Here is a 17,428-nt window from a genome sequence, read left to right as displayed (position 1 = left end):
AATGAACCTACTAAAAAAAGAGCAGATTAATTCTGCTCTTTTTGTCTTTATACACTGTTTTAATTGAATACTTACTTAAGATAGGTTTCATAAAGATCTTTTCTTCGGTCGTTCATTACCTGTACGGAGCCGTTGTGGTGAAGGTCTTTTAACAGATTAAGGTCTACATCTACGATAAGCGTCATTTCGGTATTGGGAGTGGCCTCACCTTTTACCGCATTGGATGGAAAAGCAAAATCTGAAGGGGTAAATACGGCAGCCTGCCCAAACTGGATATCCATATTGTTTACTCCCGGAAGGTTTCCAACGCAACCGGCGATGGCAACATAACATTCATTTTCAATAGCTCTTGCAGCTGCACAGTGACGCACCCTGATATAGGCATTCTGAGTATCGGTAAGGTAAGGTACGAACAGAATTTTCATGCCCTGATCGGCAAGAATCCTCGGTAACTCCGGAAATTCCACATCATAGCAGATGACAAGGCCTATTTTTCCGCAGTCGGTATCAAAAACTCTGATCTCGTTTCCGCCTTTCATTCCGTAGTATTTTCTTTCATTAGGTGTAATGTGAATTTTGCGGTATTCATCGATGCGGCCATCACGGTGCAGCAGATAGCTTACGTTGTACAAATCGTTATGGTCACTATCAAAAACAGGCATACTTCCTGAGATAATATTAACATTGTAGCTGATGGCCAGTTCGGAGATTTTATTTTTGATCTCCTCACTCAATTTGGCCAGTTCTATCATACTGTCTCTTTCAGAAAGCTTATTGAACGGTGCCAAAAGCGGTGTATTGAAAAGTTCCGGAAAAAGAACAAAATCTGATTTGTAATCGCCCATTACATTGACAAAAAATTCTACCTGTTCATAGAAAGCATCAATATTTTTAAAATGCCTCATCTGCCACTGCACAAGCCCGAGGCGGATAATGCTGTCCTGCATGGTATTCGGTTTCTTGCTGTAATAGATGTTATTCCATTGCAGCAATACAGCGTTTTCAAGTGATGATTCATCTTCGGGAAGGTATTTTTTGAGAATCTTTATGGGAAGGAAGTTATTGGAAAGCTGGAAAGACAGCACGGGATCATAAATTTCCTTGTCTCTTACGCGGCGGATATATTCTCTTGGGGAAAGCTCGTCACTGTATTTATGATAATTCGGAATTCTTCCTCCCAGAATGATGGACTTGAGGTTAAGCTGCTCGCACAGTTCTTTCCTGGCATCATATAATCTTCTTCCCAGACGCAGTTCACGAAATTCGGGATCTACGAAAACTTCTATCCCGTAAAGGACATTCCCTGTAGACAAATGGGTATTGAATGTATAGTTTCCTGTAATATCCACATAAGTATGATCGTCCCCGAAGTCGTCATAATTCACAATAATGGAAAGTGCCACAGCAGCCAGTTTTCCGTCTACTGTAATACAGATCTGACCTTTGGGAAATATTTTCGTGAGTTTTTCTATGCTTTTTTTGGACCAAATAGATTCGGACATCTGCGGATAGGCGCGTTTCATTGTTATTACCAGTTCATCATAATCCTGAAGGGTCAGGGCTCTTGTTTCTATTTGCATTGGATGTAATTTTATTTTAACAAAAAAGCCCCAAATGGAGCTTTTATTTAATTCTTATATATATTAAACTAAATTCCTCTACATTGGCAGCCACAGCAAACCTCATCAAAATTACTTCCTTTTAATTCTGGCCACCATTTTTGATCTCTATCAGAAAAAATTTCATCCATTCTTATTAAAGTATCTTTATAACCTTCTCCAATCCACTCCATATGTTCTTTATCATTTCTATCACATGGCCAATGATCAAAAAATTCACCAAAAAAATGATCACAAAAATCTCTATATTCCTTTGTATAAAGAACGTGTACATGCGCCAAAGGATCTACTTTTAAAGGTAATGCTACCATTTTACCTTTTCCGTATATTATTCTCATTGCATAATAACGTCTTAATTGATCTAAACCTTCATTTTTTAATTCTTCTAAATCTAATTCTGGCCATTCTTGAGAAGCTTTAATTGCGACATGCTCAAAATTATATTGATCAAGTTCTTTTAGTAGTTCTTTTTTTGTAGGATCTACATCAACCTTTAGTGCTGAAATGTGTTTTGTAATCATGGATATTATTTTAGTTTTTACTAAGTTAATAATTTTAATTTAAAGTTCAATAAAAAAATCCCGCCGAAAGGCAGGATTTGTATTTAAAATTCAAGTGTACTACTCCCACTCAATAGTTGCAGGCGGTTTGCTTGAAATATCATAAGCCACTCTGTTGATTCCTCTTACTTCGTTGATGATTCTGCTGGAAACAGTATCTAAAAATTCGTAAGGAAGTCTGCTCCACGTTGCCGTCATAAAATCGATGGTGTTGGCGGAACGGACTACAGCCGTGTATTCGTAAGTTCTTTCGTCTCCCATTACTCCTACTGACTTTACAGGAAGAAGAACAACGAAAGCCTGGGATACTTTTTCGTAAAGATCGTTTTTGTATAGTTCTTCGATGAAAATATCGTCTGCTTCCTGAAGGATTCTCACCTTTTCAGCATCTACAGCTCCCAACACTCTGATTCCTAAACCTGGGCCCGGGAAAGGGTGTCTGTATACCAAATGATGTGGAATACCTAACTCTTCACCTACTTTTCTAACTTCGTCTTTAAAAAGCTCTCTTAAAGGCTCTAACAGCTCGAATTCCATGTCTTCAGGAAGTCCGCCTACGTTGTGGTGAGACTTGATCACGGCAGATGGCCCGTTTACAGACTGACTTTCGATAACATCAGGATAAATTGTACCTTGGGCAAGGAATTTAGCTCCTTCTATCTTGTGGGATTCTTCATCAAAAACATGGATAAACTCGTTTCCGATGATCTTTCTTTTCTGTTCAGGATCGTCTATTCCAGCCAGTTTTGAAAGGAATCTTTCTTTGGCATCCACCATTTTAATGTTCATATGGAAATGTTCTCCATACTGATCCATTACTTTTTTGCCTTCATCTTTTCTCAAAAGACCGGTATCAACGAAGATACATGTTAGCTGATCGCCGATGGCCTTATGAATTAAAACTGCAGCTACTGAAGAATCCACGCCTCCTGAAAGTCCAAGGATCACCTGGTTGTTTCCTACTTTTTCCCGGATTTCTTCAACTGTTTTTTCAATATAATTGGTCAGTTTCCAGTTTTTCTCAGCATTACAGATCCCGAAAACAAAGTTTTCAAGCATCTTTCCACCTTCTTCTGTATGAGAAACCTCAGGGTGAAACTGAACGCAGTAGATTTTTCTGTCTTCGTTGGAAATAGAGGCTATTACACCCGATTTTGCATTTAATTCAAAACCTGCAGGCAGCTCTCCTACTTCATCAAAGTGACTCATCCATACGATAGAATTCTGAGTAACACCTTTTAATAAAGAGCTTTCCTTAATGATTTCCAAATGGGCTTTTCCATATTCTCCTTTCTCTCCTTTGTTAACTTTTCCACCTAAAAGATGGGCTGTGAGCTGCATTCCGTAGCAGATTCCCAAAACAGGAACTCCCTGCTCGTAAAGTTCTTTTTCTACCAGGTGCGCGTTTTCTGCATTTACAGAGCTGGGGCCTCCGGAAAGGATGATTCCCTTTGGCTGTCTTGCCAGAATATCCTGTAAAGGTGTATTGAAAGGGAGAATTTCAGAATATACTCCCATCTCACGGATTCTTCTTCCGATAAGCTGGTTGTACTGTGATCCGAAATCTAATATGATAATACCGTTGTTCATTTTATAAATGATAATTGATTAATGATAAGCTTCAGGCTTTAAGCTATAAGCAGCAGGCTTTTTTCTTTGTGTCTTAGCTTACTGCCTATAGCTTAAAGCCTATTGCTAATTCACTGTGTTACAAAAAAAGACTTGGAGATGTTCCAAATCTTTTTTCGTGATTTATTTTAAAATTTTCCGATGTCTTCTCTGTAGAAACCGTAATCGAAATGAATATGGCTTGCATCTTCGTAAACTTTTTTGCGGGCTTCATCATAAGTAGATCCTGTAGCCACAACATTCAGTACTCTTCCTCCGTTGGAAACCACTTTGTCTGCCTTTCTTATTGCTCCTGCGTAAAGAAGTTTGGAGTGTTTCAGCTTGTCTTCGCCTACAATTTCGTAACCTGTTTCGATGTTTCTCGGATAACCTCCGGAACACATAACAAGGCATACGGCTTTTTCGTCTTTAAATTTAAGCTGAATGTCTTTTCCTTCCATACAGTCCTGGATAACATCAAGGAGGTTGTTTTCCATCAATGCCATCAGTACCTGAGTTTCAGGATCTCCGAATCTCATATTATATTCAAGAAGGTAAGCTCCGTTCTTGGTTACCATCAATCCGAAGAAAATGATTCCTTTAAAGCTGAATCCTTCTCCTTTAAGACCGTTAATGGTAGGTTCCAGGATATTTTTTTCGAAATCGGCATAGTGCTCCTGAGTGAATTCAGGGCTTGGAGCTACAGATCCCATACCACCGGTATTAGGTCCTGTATCACCGTTTCCAGCTTTTTTATAGTCTTTTGCAGCAATACAAGGGAAAAGTTTTTCACCGTTTGAGAATGCAATGATTGAAGCCTCAAAACCTTGTAAATATTCTTCGATAACCAAACGTATTCCGGCATCTCCATAGATTCTTCTGATCATGAAATCGTGGATGGTAGCTTCTGCTTCTTCAATATTGTCGCAGATTACCACACCTTTTCCGCCTGCCAGACCGCTTGCCTTGATCACTAACGGATACTGCTGGGTCTGAACATATTCTTTAGCATCGTTGTATGAATCAAATACTACAGCTTTGGCTGTTTTGATATCATAGGTCTGCATAAATTTCTTAGAGAAAGCTTTACTTCCTTCTAAACTTGCTACTTTCTGGTTGGGACCGAAAACTTTAAGATCGTGCTTTTTGAATTCATCTTTAAGCCCGGCTACAAGAGGCGCTTCCGGACCTACAATCGTAAGATCTACCTTTTCTTTGATCGCGAAATCTCTGAGTTCCTTGATCTCTGATAAATGAACATTTTTCCCTATTACATCGGTGGTAGCATTACCATTAGCAAAAAACATTTTAGAAATTCTCGGGTCATTCTGAAGCTTTGCCGCTAAAGCAGATTCTCTACCGCCTTCACCTATGATTAATATTCTCATACTTTATTTATTATCTAGTCTATTTTACAAATATATAATTTTGAGTGCTATAAATACAATCTCAAATTATTTTTTAATTCTATTTTAATTAATGTAAAAAGTGTCTAACTCCGGTAAACATCATCGGAATACCGTGTTCATTGGCAGCTTCAATACTGTCCTGATCTTTTACACTTCCTCCCGGCTGGATGATTGCCTTGATACCTTCCTGAGCGCAGAAATCAACTACATCACGGAAAGGGAAGAATGCATCTGAAGCCAACACAAGATCTCCTGAGAATTTCTCTTTAGCTCTTTCAATGGCCTGCTGTGTAGCCCAGATTCTGTTTACCTGTCCGCCACCGATTCCGAAAGCCTGGATACCGTTGGAAACAACAATTGCATTTGATTTTACATACTTCACTACTCTCTGGGAGAAAAGAAGTGCTTTTTTCTGCTCTTCTGAAGGCTGTACATTGGTTACCACTTTAATATCGTCAGAAAAATGAGTATCATTATCCTGAACCAGGATACCACCGTCAATTTTCACCCAGGTCTGCTTATCGGAAACAGGGTTAACGATTTTTATAATTCTGAGGTTTTTCTTTTTTCTTAAAACTTCAAGGGCTTCTTCATCAAAGTCCGGAGCCATTACGATTTCAAGGAACGTTTTGTTCAGTTCTTCGGCTGTTGCTGCATCAATTTTATAGTTCATTGCAACAATTCCGCCAAAGATGGAAACCGGATCGCATTCGAAAGTTTTCTGATAAGTTTCCAACGCTGAAGTTCCGATAGCCACTCCGCAAGGGGTAGAGTGTTTTACAGCACAACAGGCCATCTCTTCCTTGAATTCTGTTACCACTTTCCAGCAAAGATCCATATCACGAAGGTTGTTGAAAGATAATTCTTTACCGCCAAGCTGCTCGAAATCTTTCATGGCACCGTTCTCAAATGTGGAAACGTAGTAAGCAGCAGTCTGATGAGGGTTTTCCCCGTATCTCAGGTCTGATACTTTTTTGTAAGATGCATTAAGATACGTTGGATATTCTTCATCTAAAAGCATTCTGGAAATAGCAGCATCATAAGCTGAAGTAAGGTTGAATACTTTTCCTGCAAGCTTTTTACGGGTTTCGATGTAAGAATCACCGTTCTGCTCCATTTCAAGTCTTACGGTTGCGTAGTCTTCCACATCGGTAATTACGGTAACGGAATCAAAATTCTTGGCTGCGGAACGAAGCATTGAAGGGCCTCCGATATCGATAAACTCTACTTTTTCATGTAAAGAAATGTCTTTGTTTACATTTTCAAAGAAGGGATAAAGGTTTACGATGACCATATCAATCAGATCTATTCCGTGTTCCTGAACGGTTTTCATGTGTTCTTCATTGGCACGTACTGCCAAAAGACCTCCATGAACTTTGGGGTGAAGGGTTTTCACTCTTCCGTCCAGCATTTCAGGGAAATTGGTGACTTCATCGATCTGAATGGGATTTAAACCAGCGTCTTTCAAATGTTTGAACGTTCCTCCTGTAGAAATCAACTCATAATTCCGGGCTTCCAAGAACTGAGCGAATTCGGTCAATCCGCTTTTGTCAGAAACACTGATTAAAACTCTCTTTTTACTCATTTTACTTCAATTTTTACTTTTTACAGCTATTTCAAACTGTAACCGGGTCTTTCACCTCCGGTTTACTTTATTTTACTTAGATTTTTTTAGTTTTTTCGAAATATTTTTATCAAAAATCTAAAGTGTTTTTTTATGCTTTATATATATGACCACCCCGTCAAAAATTCTCTGAATTTTTGCCACCCCTCCAAGGGAGGGGAATTTTGATCCTATGAATTATTTCCCAGGACTTTATTGATTGCCTTTGGAAATATTTCATATTCAATATGGTGAACTTTCTCCGCTATGGTTTCGGGGGTGTCTTCTGCTGTTACTTCAAATGATTTCTGAAGTATGGCTTCTCCTTCATCAATTCCCGGAGTTACAAAATGTACGGTAGCACCGCTTTCTTTTTCTCTGGCTTCAATAACGGCATTGTGTACATGCATTCCCCACATTCCTTTTCCTCCGAATTTCGGAAGCAATGCAGGATGAATATTGATAATTTTCCCGGTCCAGTTCTTACAGAATTCAGGTTTTAAGATGGATAAAAATCCGGCCAGTACAATAAGATTTGTATCTTTTGGAATTACATTACCCAATTCGGCACTGAAATTTTTTCCTCTTGGAATAAGAATGTTTTCTATATGATGGCTTTTTGCTCTTTCAAGTCCGTAACATTCCCTGTCTGCCACTACCAGCGATACTTTTGCGTTTTGGATCTCTCCATTTTCAACAGTATCAATGATTCTCTGCAAATTGGTTCCGGAACCTGAAACGAGTACAACGATGTTTTTCATTAATTCAGATGTTAGATGTCAGATATCAGATTACAGACCTAAAGTCTGATGTCTGGTGTCTGAAATCTGATGTCATTTAAAATTTCAAATCAATTTTTTCGTTTCCTTCTGTTATTTCTCCGATCTCGTAAGCATCATCCAGTAAATGGGTAATCTTTTCAGCGTGTTCAGCATCTACTACGATCACCATACCCACTCCCATATTGAAGGTTCCAAACATCTCTTCACGGGTTACACCTCCTCTTTTTTCAAGTTCAAGCATAACGCTAGGAATTTTGATCTTCGCAGCATCTATGGAAGCACATAATCCTTCAGGGATGATTCTCGGAACGTTTTCATAAAGACCACCTCCTGTAATGTGGGCGATACCGGAAACTTTTACTTCTTCCAATACTTTATGAATATCCTGATAATAAAGTCTTGTTGGAACGAGAAGGGTTTCGTATAAAGGTTTTCCTTCAAATTCTTCTTCGAAGTCCGGGAATACTTTTCTTACTAATGAAAATCCGTTTGAGTGGAATCCTGAGCTTGGCAGGGCAATGATTTTATTTCCTGCTTTGATGGCAGAACCGTCAATGATCTGATCTTTTTCTACAATTCCTACACAAAATCCTGCAACATCGTAATCTCCCGGCTGGTACATTCCCGGCATTTCGGCAGTTTCTCCACCAATTAGAGCACAGTTGTTATCCTTACATGCTTTAACCATTCCAAGAACGATTTCAGCAGCTATTTCTGAATCCAGCTTTCCGCAAGCCAGATAATCCAGGAAGAATAAAGGCTTTGCCCCATGGCAAAGGATATCGTTGGCACACATTGCAAAACAATCGATACCAATAGAACCGTATTGTTTGGTGTCCAGAGCTACTTTCAGCTTTGTCCCCACACCGTCTGTTCCTGAAACCAGCACAGGATTTTTGTATCCTCCGATTTCATAGAAGGCACCAAAGCTCCCCAAATGATTCAATACGTTTGAGTTGTGGGTTTCTCCTACTGCTTTTTTGATTTTGTCAACCGTTTTGTATCCTTCTTCTTTGTCTACGCCTGCTGATTTGTAAGTGTTGCTCATGTTTAATACTTTTAAAATGTATCAATTTATCAGTATAACAATTTACCAATTGAACTTCGTAAAGCTTATTGTTACATTGATAAATTGTTATATTGCTACATTAGTTTTATAATTACTTTTTACTAGATTTGGAAAATAAAAAAGCCGACAATCTTGGTAGATTATCGGCCGTTATTTTATCTCAGAATTTCAGAGTCCACAATTTTCCCTTTCTCTGAGAAACATTCTTTAAAAGTGGTCTGAATTTTCATCTTTTTTCTTTTTGCAAAAATAGTAATTTTAAATTAATATTCAAATTCTATTTTTCAAGGATGGTTTCAATGGCTGCCATCTTTTTGATTTTCTCTTTTAACTCGCTGTTTTTCTCTTCATTAGAAATTTGTTGTGCAGCTTTATCAAAGTTGTCATTAAAGAAAGGAAGTGAGAGAGTTTCCACAATATTTCCTCCGTGGAAAGGGAAACGCTTGGATGCCGCTTCTAAAACTCCGGCTCCGCCTCTTCCTCCCGGGGATGCAGACATCAGGAACATTGGTATCTCATTCCACACGGTTCTGTCTTTGATCCTGGATACCCAATCGAATACATTTTTGAACGCCGTAGAGTATGTTCCGTTATGCTCAGGCAATGAAACCAAAAGCAGATTGGCTCCGTCAATTTTTGATGCAAAATCATGTGCTTCCTGAGGAACACCGCCTGCCAGTTCTCTTTCATGCTTGTAGATTGGCATTTCAAAAGGGTTCAGATCTATTACTTCTACTTCTGCATTTTCAAAAAGTGATGATGCGTAGGCTACCAATTGCCTGTTCATTGAAACTTCTGAGTTGCTTCCTGCTATTGCTAAAACTTTCATTATTCTTTATTTATTTTTTTAATGTACAAATTTAATTTTTATTTCATGTAGGCAGGCAGCTCCATAGGTACTTCCATTAATAAGATTTCGGTATCTTCCACTGCTTCGATATTAAAGCTTTGGGTATCCCAGATTCCCAGGCCGTCTCTTTCATTCAAAACGCGGTCTCCTACTTTGGCACTTCCTTTTAGAACAAAAGCGTAAACTCCGTTTCCTTTTTTGTTAAGCATATAGTTTTTGCCGTTTCCTGCTTTAAAATTAGCCAAATTGAACCATGCATCCTGATGAATCCAAACTCCGTCATCATTTTTGTCCGGAGACAGGATCTGTTGGAACCCATTAATCTTTTCACCTTCTTTGATGCTTTTCTGGTCATATCTCGGCTCAACGTTCAGTTCTCTCGGAAAAACCCAGATCTGCAGAAATTTTACAGCTTCATCTTTATTTTTGTTGTATTCGCTGTGCATTACCCCTGTTCCTGCGCTCATTACCTGGATCTCTCCTTTTCTGATAACGGCAGCGGTTCCCATTGAATCTTTATGTTCAAGATCTCCTTCCAGAGGAATAGAAATAATTTCCATATCCCTGTGCGGATGTGTTCCGAACCCCATTCCCTGTGATACGGTATCATCATTCAATACTCTTAATACCCCGAAATTTGTTCTGTCATTGTTCTGATAATTGGCAAAGCTAAATGTATGGTAACTGTTTAACCAACCGTGATCTGCATGGCCTCTTGAATCTGCTTTATGATATACTGTTTTCATATTGTGATTATTTATGGTACAAATGTAGGATAAACGGGTGTTTGAAAATGTTGATGTAGGTTAAGAAAGGAATGCAGGCTTTGATGGAGGCAAAACAGAGTTTTTTGAGTTATGCCAGAATTGTATTTTTATTTCTCGCAGATCAGGCAGATTGAGCTGGTTTATAGAATGTATTGCACAATCTTTCCAAAGCATAATAAATCTGTCATAAATTTTAAGTTTTGGCTGAAACCTTTATTATGCTAATTTTAAAAGGCTTCTTTTATTTTAGAATTTTTCTTTAAACAGAAAAGTAAAAGGCAAATAAGAACCATGCAAACAATGAGAAACCTGAAAATCATATTGGTTTGGGTTGAAAAATGTCCTAAAACATTGGTGATAATACCTGTCCCAATCTGGTTGGCTGCCATCAGGAAGCCGGAAACCAAAACTGAAAGTGAAGGAAATTCCACCGTTCCCCAGCCAATAGATCCGGGAAATATGCTTCCCATGAAAAAACCAATTAAAAACATCATTACAACAATAATACTTACATTGGGATACAGCAATAGCAGTAAAAGCAAACCGGCAACCATTAAAGGTGAAAAAAGAAACAGATAAGACAGATCATTATTTTTTGAAAAGATCCCGAAAAGCAAGCGGTTTAAAGCAATTCCTGCCCAAAACAGGGATAATCCCAGGCTGGCTTTATTATTATCCAGTCCCTGATTTTTAAGAATTACAGCTCCAAAACTGCCGAAAGTTCCCTCAATACAGCCATACAGAACAATTGTTATAAAAAACAGCCATAATTTTGAAGGAATTTTAAAATGCCCGGGAAGCCCAAAGAATGTTCCTTTTTCCAGTTTTAATAACAAAAAGGCTGCGAATGCCACGCTTACTATTACAAATATGCATCCGGGAACATACATCCAATTCTTTACATTTCCTATTACATTCATCATTAACGGAGCGGTAGATGTTCCTAATCCTACCAGAAACTGAAGAATCAAAATAGCTGAAGATTTATTGTTTTCAAATAAACTTGCTGCCAGAGGATTTAAAGTGGTGATGGAAAGTCCGAAACCCGAACCTGTGAATGCCACCAAAATCATTAATACAGGAAATAATAAAGCTGTATCATTCATAAAAAACTGAAGTCCCCATAAGGCTCCTGTAGATACAATCATCAATAGCAATCCAATGGTTAAAACCATTTTAGGCCCCCATTTATTCACTAAAAACGGGGCTCCGAGGCAGGAAATAATAATACAGATCACCTGAGGAATAAACAAATTCCCAAACTGTGAGGAAGAAAGCCTAAAGAGCGAGGAATCTGTAAAAGCAGTTCCTAATGCCGGAAATACAACAAAATTAACTCCTGTAAGAAAAGCTAATAAAAAAACAATAATAATCCGGGCTACTTTGGAATTCATGATGTTAAAACATGATTTTTAAGATGATCTCCTACTCTCAGTGCCATTGCAATAATGGTAAGAGCCGGGTTTACCGCACCGCTGGAAACGAAAAATCCGCCATCCACAATGTATAGATTTTCAAAATCGTGTGCTTTGCAGTTGGTATCAACAACCGAAGTTTTCGGATCAAGCCCCATTTTTGTGGTTCCGTTCTGATGGGCCGGTGAAGAGATATCCATTCCTTTGCTGAAATACATTCCCTTGAATAAAAAGCTTTCAAATTTACCTGAAGCTTTCAATGCTCTGATCAGTTCGGCTTTCAAAAGTTCATGGCCTTTTTCGTTATTGGAGCTATAGCTGATTTTAATTTGCCCGTTCTCTACGGTCACCCTGTTTTCAGGATCGGGAAGATCTTCTGAGGTAAGCCAGAAATCAACGGCATGCTCTGCCATCAATTCAAAAGTAAAACCTGGGGCTGCCACAGGGCTGTCTGCTTTGATCTGGTGTTCATCTGATTTTCCCAACATCTGAATGTGTCCTAAAGGAAAGTCATAGCCTTTGTTCGCGTGGTAAAAATCATTAATTCCAAATGTCTTTCCGAATCTGGTAGGGTTTGGTTCTGTATATAAAGCCACCAATGCGCTATTCTGATGAAACATATAATTTCTGCCGACCTGATCTGAAGTATTGGCAAGACCATTCGGGAATTTTTCATTTTTGCTTTCCAGCAGTATGGCTGCGGAATTAATGGCTCCAGCAGAAAGAATAATTAAGCCGGAAGTTAATGTTTTTGTTTCTCCGTTTTGTTCTACAAGAATTTCTGTGATTTTGGTTCCTTCTTCGTTGGTATTCAGTTTCAGAACTTTTGTATTGGTCATCAGTTCTACATTGGGATGCTCCAGAGCTTTTGCCAGTGCGCAAAGATGAGCGTCCCCTTTTCTTTCGGCAGCATCAGGAAAACCATCAAAACGATCCAGGATATAGGGGGCATTTGCTGTTTCGTGAGGCTTAAAATTGACTCCTATCGGTAATTCAAAAGGATGCCAGCCATAATTCGTCAATTCATCAACAACTTTCTGAATTCTGGGTTCATGGGGTAATGGAGGAAGAGGATAAGGCTCTGAATCAAAAGGCTCTGTAGGATCTGAGCCTCTTTTTCCATGAACGTGAAAGAGTTTTTCAGCTTCGAGGTAATACTCCTTTAAATCTTCATATTGTATAGGCCATGCGGGTGAAATTCCTCCGTAATGTTTTATCTCTTTAAAATCTTCTTCCCGTAAACGGAATAATGCAGCTCCATAAAACTTGGTGTTTCCGCCTACATTGTAATGCATACCCGGACGGAATGGTTTTCCATGTTTATCCAGCCATAATTCTGTGGTAGTATACCTGTTTTTCTCAAAAACTTCCACGGAATCCCAGTTTTCCTTTTCTATCGGCACATAATCTCCTCTTTCTACAATCAGAATCTTTTTTCCGGTATCGGCAAGCTGATATGCCATTGTTGCTCCTCCTGCTCCACTTCCTATAATGATGATATCGTACATTTTTTACTATTTTAATCTACCCAAGGTAAAGAATAAAAAAACAGACTTGCTTAAGAAAAAATTAAATTTCAATTGATAATATAAATAAAAGGATGCATGGATATGGGTTCTTTTCTATAATATAAACCTTTTAGCTATTAGATTTTTTGGCCGTTATTTTTTAAGCTCCGGAAGATGCAGATTTATAAAATTCAGGGATATGATGTAAGATTTCATGTTCAACTAATTTGGCTAAAGCCTTTTTTATTGCTTATAAATTAAAAAGCGGGCTAAAGCCCGCTTCTATTGAATTTTCATTGTGATGAAATATTTTATGAAACCAAGAATATTTTCTCTTACATCTTTTCCTTTCTTCCGGTTTTTCATATCCGGCATCTAACTTCTATTTCTAAAAATGTACCTGTTGGATTTCCTCTTCTATTTCTTTTGGAGTTTCATCTTCTGATTTTATAAAAATCATAGTAACTACAGCTCCGATCAGCATACAAACGCCTCCTACTACGATATAATCAATTGCCTGTTTTCCAAAAACGCTGCTCACAATCGGGCCTCCGAAAACGCCATTGATAATTTGTGGAATTACAATAAAGAAATTGAAAATTCCCATATATACTCCCATTTTCTTTTGAGGAATAGAGTCGATCAACATGGCATAAGGCATTGCTAAAATACTTGCCCAGGCAAATCCTAATCCTATCATTGAAATCCAGAGGCTGTTGATATCTTTAATAAAATACATTGAAATTAAACCTAATCCACCACAAGCCAAAGCCAAAGCATGAGTCTGTTTTTTACCTATAAATTTGGCAATCGGAGTTAAGGCAAATGCGAAGAAAATTGCATAGAAGTTATAGCTTCCGAACAAACTTCCTGTAAGGTCACCGGCTTTATTGAATTCTACTGAATGAGTATCCTCGGGAGAAAGTCCAAAATGATGGGTTGCCAAAGCACTTGTAGTGAAAACCCACATGGTAAATAATGCAAACCATGAGAAGAACTGAACAATTCCCAGTTTTTTCATCTGGGAAGGTGCATTCTTAAAATCTTTAAATATATCCGAAAGTTTGGACTCATTTTCTACGATTGGTTTTCCACCTTCAAAGGAAGCAAATTCTTCAGGGGAATATTCTTTCGTGGTAACAATTGTATATAAAATTGACAGAATTAAAACTGCAGCCCCGATGTAAAATGCATAAATCACATTATCCGCTACAAAGCCTTTTGGAGCAGCGTTGGAAACACCCAGCTTTGTTAACCAGTTTGGTAAATCTGAGCCAATAACCGCCCCAATTCCAATTAAAATGGTCTGAACAGAAAATCCGATGGTTGCCTGATGCTTCGGAAGCATATCTCCCACCAAAGCACGGAAAGGTTCCATTGCGACATTGATTGAAGCATCCATCATAGCGAGGAAAATTACTGCCATCAATAAAACATTGGCAGCCATCATTTGCGTTGCAGAAGCTGCATTGGGAAGCATTACCAAACCAATGGCACACAAAACCGCACCTATTAAAAAGTAAGGCTTTCTTCTACCAAGCGGACTCCAGGTGTTGTCTCCCATGTGTCCAATAATGGGCTGAACAATTAATCCTGTAATAGGCGCAACCAGCCAGAACCAGGACAATTCGTGAACATCTGCCCCGAAATTGGCAAGGATTCTGCTGGCATTACCGTTTTGCAAACCGAAAGCCATCTGAATTCCCAAAAATCCCATACTCATGTTGATGATCTGGGCCATGGAAAGGTTCGGTTTTATTTTTTTCGAAAAAGTATTTTGAGAACTATTCATTTATTGTTTTTTTAATTCTTGGATTAAAGTATCTTCAATAGGTGCTTTCTCTGCAACCACTTTATCAACTACATCATTCGGTACGGTTACAGAAAGTACATATTGCTTCACTTTCCAGCTTCCGTTGATTTTTTCCACAACTCCTGATCCTCTGCAGATCTTCATTTGGGTATTGAGCAGTTCATCGAACCAAGCTAATTTTCCGTCTTTGCTGAAATAGATATTTCTTTTAAGGGAGGTGAAGTTCCAGGTTTTCTTTTTATCGAAATAAGGTTTTGCCCAAATCATGAAGGCTTTTTTATCCCAGACTTCTGTAGCATCAGTTCCGATAAATGTGGATTCGTCTGCAAAATAGTCGAAGTATGCATTAAAATCTGCTTTTGCAGCTGCCACATTGAAACCGTCGAGCATGGTTCCTATCTCTGTTTTGTCTTTTTCAAATTTAGCATTAATGGCTTGTGCATATATTTCTGTAAAACCAAACATAAGCAGCACCATCGTACAGATGAGTGTTATTTTTTTCATAGTCTGTTTATTTTAGTTTTGTAATTCAATCACCATTGAAGTTTTTGCAGGAATAGTTAATGAATTCTGTAATGAAATTTCTTTATCCGAGATGATATCTTTCCCTTTTGTGAATCCGTTCAGAGATTCTGAAAAATGTTTCATATCTATGGTCTGTTCTTTCACATTATTATTAACCACCACCATTACACTTTCTTTTTCATTATACCTGAAATAAACAAAAACATTATTCTGGGGAACATAGTTTTTTGTCTTACCGGTGTGAATAACTTCTTTTCCTTTTCTCCAGTTTAATAATTTTCTGGTAAAATCAAAATACTGATTCTGTGAATCTGTTCTTCCCGATTTTACAAAGGCATTATTAGTGTCTCCATTCCAGCCTCCCGGAAAATCGCGGCGAATATCCCCGTCACCTTTGGTGGCTTTATCTCCTGACATTCCAATCTCTGAACCATAATATAACTGAGGAATCCCTCGGACTGTTGAAATCAGGCTCATTACCAGTTTATAGTCTTCTATTTTAGGATAGGTTTCATTAAAACGCTGTGTATCATGATTTTCCGCAAACACCAATATATTATTAATGTCAGGATAAAGGAAATCATTGGCAAAGTTATCATACACTCTCTGCATACCGGAATCCCAGCCGGAATTTTCTTTAAAAACCTGACCAATAGCATCATGCAATGTAAAATCCATTACAGAAGGCAGGTAAGAATTGTAGTTTTCTATTGCTGAAATTTTGCTGTCTTTCTGCCAATAGGAAATTTGTGCCTGGTTGTGCATCCATACTTCGCCTACAATATTAAAATTCGGATACTCATCGGTGATTCTCTTCGTCCATTCTGAGATTCCTTTTTTATCGTTATAGGAATAAGTGTCTACCCGTAATCCGTCAAGACCGGCAAATTCTGTCCACCAAATAGCATTCTGAACCATATAATTGACTACCAGCGGATTGCTTTGATTCATATCTGGCATTGTGGTATCAAACCAACCGTCCATACAGTTTTCCATATCTATTTTGGAAGCATTGGTATCGAACTGAGTGGTCATTCTGTAACTGCTTCGTTTGAAGCCTTTTTCTCCGTCTTTCCAGTAATGAATCCAGTCTTTCGCAGGAAGATCTTTAATAATCCAGCTTTGCGATCCCCAATGGTTGGTTACATAATCCATAATAAGCTTCATATTACGTTTATGAAGCTCATCTGCCATTCTTTTATAATCTTCGTTGGTTCCGTAACGCGGATCTATTTTGTAATAGTCGCTTTGCGCATAGCCGTGATAAGAGAATGAAGGTTCATTATCTTCCAGCAAAGGGGTATTCCAAACGGCAGTAACGCCTAATTCCTTAAGATAATCGAGGTTTTTAATGATTCCCTCAATGTCTCCTCCATGACGTCCTCCGGGATTTTTACGGTCTGATTTTTCAGCGGTATCTCTGGTATTGTCATTGGATGGGTTTCCATTGGCAAAACGGTCCGGCATGATGAGGTACATGACGTCTTTTGAGGTGAAAGATTCACGGTCTACAGATCCAGGAAGCCTTTGCTTCAACTCATAGGAGTAAGAGCTTATATTTTTTTTGCCTTTCTTTATATTGATTTTAAATGAGGGGAAATTAATTTCATTGGTATTGACAGTAATGAAAACATAATTCGGGTTTTCTACTTTTTGAATATTCTTTGCCTGAATACCGTCTGAAAGTTCTATTTCATTATTGGCAATATTTTTTCCGTAAACCAAAATCTGAAGATCCGGGTTTTTCATTCCTTTCCACCAGAAAGCGGGTTCTACTTTCTGAATCTGAGAAAAAGCTATTGAAGCTGCTGAAAGAGCAAAAATTGTATATATTTTTTTCATTTGCATTTTTATAGTTATAGTGTGTTGAACAATAATCAAACACAACATTATTAAATAA

The 17,428-nt window shown here is 38.2% G+C and carries 14 protein-coding genes; all 14 read right to left on the bottom strand.

The window, feature by feature from the left end:
- Positions 1 to 71: 71 nt before the first annotated feature.
- The 14 genes from HNP36_RS02950 to HNP36_RS02885 all read right to left on the bottom strand — a co-directional run bounded on the left by HNP36_RS02950 (position 72) and on the right by HNP36_RS02885 (position 17,370).
- Positions 72 to 1,580: a carbon-nitrogen hydrolase family protein gene (locus HNP36_RS02950; RefSeq protein ID WP_184160581.1), complete on the bottom strand. Its 1,509-nt coding sequence runs from the start codon at positions 1,578 to 1,580 to the stop codon at positions 72 to 74.
- Between the two features lie 68 nt (positions 1,581 to 1,648).
- Positions 1,649 to 2,140: a hypothetical protein gene (locus HNP36_RS02945; protein ID WP_184160583.1), complete on the bottom strand. Its 492-nt coding sequence runs from the start codon at positions 2,138 to 2,140 to the stop codon at positions 1,649 to 1,651.
- A gap of 99 nt (positions 2,141 to 2,239) precedes the next feature.
- Positions 2,240 to 3,769, bottom strand: a complete 1,530-nt coding sequence (gene guaA / locus HNP36_RS02940; protein ID WP_184160585.1) for a glutamine-hydrolyzing GMP synthase — start codon at positions 3,767 to 3,769, stop codon at positions 2,240 to 2,242.
- A 167-nt stretch (positions 3,770 to 3,936) separates the two neighbouring features.
- A complete protein-coding gene (gene purD / locus HNP36_RS02935; RefSeq protein ID WP_184160587.1) occupies positions 3,937 to 5,175 on the bottom strand; it encodes a phosphoribosylamine--glycine ligase in 1,239 nt (412 codons plus the stop codon).
- 88 nt (positions 5,176 to 5,263) lie between these two features.
- Complete coding sequence (gene purH / locus HNP36_RS02930; protein ID WP_184160589.1) at positions 5,264 to 6,781, bottom strand: bifunctional phosphoribosylaminoimidazolecarboxamide formyltransferase/IMP cyclohydrolase; 1,518 nt, start codon at positions 6,779 to 6,781, stop codon at positions 5,264 to 5,266.
- A gap of 209 nt (positions 6,782 to 6,990) precedes the next feature.
- The gene (gene purN, locus HNP36_RS02925; protein WP_184160591.1) at positions 6,991 to 7,560 is read right to left on the bottom strand and encodes a phosphoribosylglycinamide formyltransferase; all 570 of its coding nucleotides are present in this window, start codon (positions 7,558 to 7,560) and stop codon (positions 6,991 to 6,993) included.
- A 76-nt stretch (positions 7,561 to 7,636) separates the two neighbouring features.
- A complete protein-coding gene (gene purM, locus HNP36_RS02920) occupies positions 7,637 to 8,629 on the bottom strand; it encodes a phosphoribosylformylglycinamidine cyclo-ligase (RefSeq protein ID WP_184160594.1) in 993 nt (330 codons plus the stop codon).
- Between the two features lie 298 nt (positions 8,630 to 8,927).
- Entirely contained in the window at positions 8,928 to 9,479 is a 552-nt protein-coding gene (locus HNP36_RS02915) for an NADPH-dependent FMN reductase (RefSeq protein WP_184160596.1), read from the bottom strand.
- 38 nt (positions 9,480 to 9,517) lie between these two features.
- Positions 9,518 to 10,246 carry a pirin family protein gene (locus HNP36_RS02910; protein ID WP_184160598.1) on the bottom strand — a complete coding sequence of 243 codons (729 nt, stop codon included), beginning with the start codon at positions 10,244 to 10,246 and terminating at the stop codon, positions 9,518 to 9,520.
- Between the two features lie 248 nt (positions 10,247 to 10,494).
- On the bottom strand, positions 10,495 to 11,661 hold the full coding sequence (locus tag HNP36_RS02905) for an MFS transporter (RefSeq protein WP_184160600.1): 1,167 nt from the start codon (positions 11,659 to 11,661) through the stop codon (positions 10,495 to 10,497).
- A complete protein-coding gene (locus HNP36_RS02900) occupies positions 11,658 to 13,190 on the bottom strand; it encodes a GMC oxidoreductase (protein ID WP_184160602.1) in 1,533 nt (510 codons plus the stop codon). Before HNP36_RS02900 ends, HNP36_RS02905 begins: the two co-directional genes overlap by 4 nt.
- A gap of 388 nt (positions 13,191 to 13,578) precedes the next feature.
- The gene (locus HNP36_RS02895) at positions 13,579 to 14,982 is read right to left on the bottom strand and encodes an MFS transporter (RefSeq protein ID WP_184160604.1); all 1,404 of its coding nucleotides are present in this window, start codon (positions 14,980 to 14,982) and stop codon (positions 13,579 to 13,581) included.
- On the bottom strand, positions 14,983 to 15,507 hold the full coding sequence (locus HNP36_RS02890; RefSeq protein WP_184160606.1) for a nuclear transport factor 2 family protein: 525 nt from the start codon (positions 15,505 to 15,507) through the stop codon (positions 14,983 to 14,985).
- Between the two features lie 12 nt (positions 15,508 to 15,519).
- Positions 15,520 to 17,370, bottom strand: a complete 1,851-nt coding sequence (locus HNP36_RS02885; protein WP_184160608.1) for a glycoside hydrolase family 13 protein — start codon at positions 17,368 to 17,370, stop codon at positions 15,520 to 15,522.
- Positions 17,371 to 17,428 lie beyond the last annotated feature (58 nt).

It is taken from the genome of Chryseobacterium shigense (assembly GCF_014207845.1).
Lineage (GTDB): Bacteria > Bacteroidota > Bacteroidia > Flavobacteriales > Weeksellaceae > Chryseobacterium > Chryseobacterium shigense_A.
Note: the sequence above shows the minus strand (reverse complement) of the source record. Positions and strands in the feature narration are given on the sequence as shown.